General features: G+C 62.5%; 1 protein-coding gene. It reads right to left on the bottom strand.

Annotated elements, in window-relative coordinates; all coding sequences use genetic code 11:
• On the bottom strand, positions 1-2,116 hold a 2,116-nt coding region (locus CAF87_RS28875; protein ID WP_256576077.1), incomplete at both ends, for a condensation domain-containing protein.

The raw sequence follows: 2,116 nt of genomic DNA, 5'->3' as shown, positions 1-2,116 counted from the left end.
GGCGTAAGTCAGGCGTTGCTCGCCAAACACCAGCGCCAAGGCGTCCGGTGTGGCACGTACCTGATCCTCGATCAGCGAATGCACGCTGCGCGACAGCGGGTATTCGGTGGCCGTGGCGTTCCAGCCTTCAACAATCAGCTCGCGTTCCGCGGCGTCGAGCAACACCAGTTCGGCCAGCGGGCGCTTCGCGTCAGCCACGACGGCTTTGAGCAGGTTCAACCAATGCCCGGCGAGGCGCTGGATGCTGCTCGCTTCGAACAGATCGGTGGCGTACGTAAAGGACGCATCCAGGCCTTCCGGGCTGTCGCCGGTGTCCAGCGCCAGATCGAACTGCGCGGTCCGGTGTTCCCAACTCAGGCTTTGCAGGTTCAGCCCCGGCAATTGCGCGACCAGATCGGACTCGGCTTCCGTGCGGTGGTTGAACATCGCCTGGAACAACGGGCTGTGGCTCAGATTGCGCTCAGGCTGCAAGGCGTCGACCAGTTGCTCGAACGGCAGGTCCTGATGCATTTGCGCGGCAATCGCGGTGTGCTTGACCTGTTGCAGCAACCGGGCGAAATCCAGCGCCGGATCGAACTCGGCCCGCAACACTTGGGTGTTGACGAAGAAGCCGATCAATCGCTCGATTTCCAGACGATTGCGGTTGGCAATCGGCACCCCGACGCGGATATCCGACTGACCGCTGTAACGGTGCAACAGGGCCTGGAACGAGGCCAGCAGCAACATGAACACGGTCACGCCTTCACGTCGCGCCAGCGCCTTGAGTGCGTCACTCAGTGCCGGTTCGATGGTCACGTTCAGGCGCGCACCGCGGAAGCTCTGCACGGCGGGACGCGGGTGGTCGGCCGGCATTTCCAAAAGCGGTTGTTCGCTGCCCAACTGAGTTTTCCAGTACGTCAGCTGGCGTTCGCGCTCGCCGTTATCCATCCACTCGCGCTGCCACACCGCGTAATCGGCGTACTGCACCGCCAGCGCCGGCAATTCGGCTGCACGGCCCTGACTGAGCGCGGCATAACAGGCGATCAGGTCTTCGATCATCACCTGCATCGACCAGCCATCGGAGACGATGTGGTGCAGGGTCAGGACCAACACATGGTCGGTGTCGCTGATGCGCAGCAAGGCTACCCGCAGCAACTCGCCCGCCAACAAGTCGAACGCCTGCTGGGTCTGTTGTTCGACGAAGGCTTGGATCTGTTCATCCGTGGCGTTGGCCAGCGTTTGCTCATGCAACGCCACCTGCCCGCTTGGCCGGATTACTTGTTGTACGCGTCCGTCGGTATCGACAAACGCCGTGCGCAGGCTTTCGTGGCGCTGGATCAGCGCCTGGAAGCTTTGCTCCAGTGCCGCGCGATCGAGTTCGCCGCACAGGCGTAGCGCGGTGGGAATGTTGTAGGCGGCGCTTTGCGGGTCCATCTGCCACAGGAACCATTGACGCTCCTGGGCGTAGGACAGCGCCAGCGGTTGCTCGCGGCTGACCTGTGGAATCGGGGTTTGCGTAGTCTGTTGATCGGCATCGAGGACGCGGACAAACGCTTCCAGGCTGCTGTGTTCGAACAGCGTGCGCAGCGGCACCTGAATATCCAGCGTGCGGCGAATGCGCGAGATCACCTGGGTCACCAGCAGCGAATGCCCGCCCAGTTCGAAGAAGTTGTCGGTCAGGCCGACGCGCTCAAGCTTGAGCACGTCCTGCCAGATCACCGCGACGTGTTTTTGCAGCTCGGTCTGCGGCGCGACAAAGGTGTTTTGCAGGGTGCTGGCATCAAACTTCGGCAACGCCTTGCGTTCGAGTTTGCCGTTGGGGCTGACCGGCATTTTCTCCAGCCAGACCCAGTGTTGCGGCACCATGAACTCCGGCAGGCTCTGCCCCAGATGCGCCTTGAGCTCGAGGTTTTTCGCGCTGCGCGTGGCTTCATCGGCACTCAACAGCGCTTCGTCATCGGGCACCACGTAGGCCACCAGCAACGAGCCGTCCTGAGCGATGACCACGGTCTCGCGCACATCATCGTGCTCGGCCAGACGCGCTTCGATTTCACCCAGCTCGATACGCAGGCCACGGATTTTCACCTGATGGTCCATACGCCCGGCGTACTCGATCACGCCGTCAGCGCGGTAGCGC

Source organism: Pseudomonas sp. R38(2017) (genome assembly GCF_002112395.1).
Classification (GTDB): domain Bacteria; phylum Pseudomonadota; class Gammaproteobacteria; order Pseudomonadales; family Pseudomonadaceae; genus Aquipseudomonas.
The sequence above is the reverse complement of the archived record's forward strand: the minus strand, read 5'-3'. Positions and strand labels throughout refer to the sequence as shown.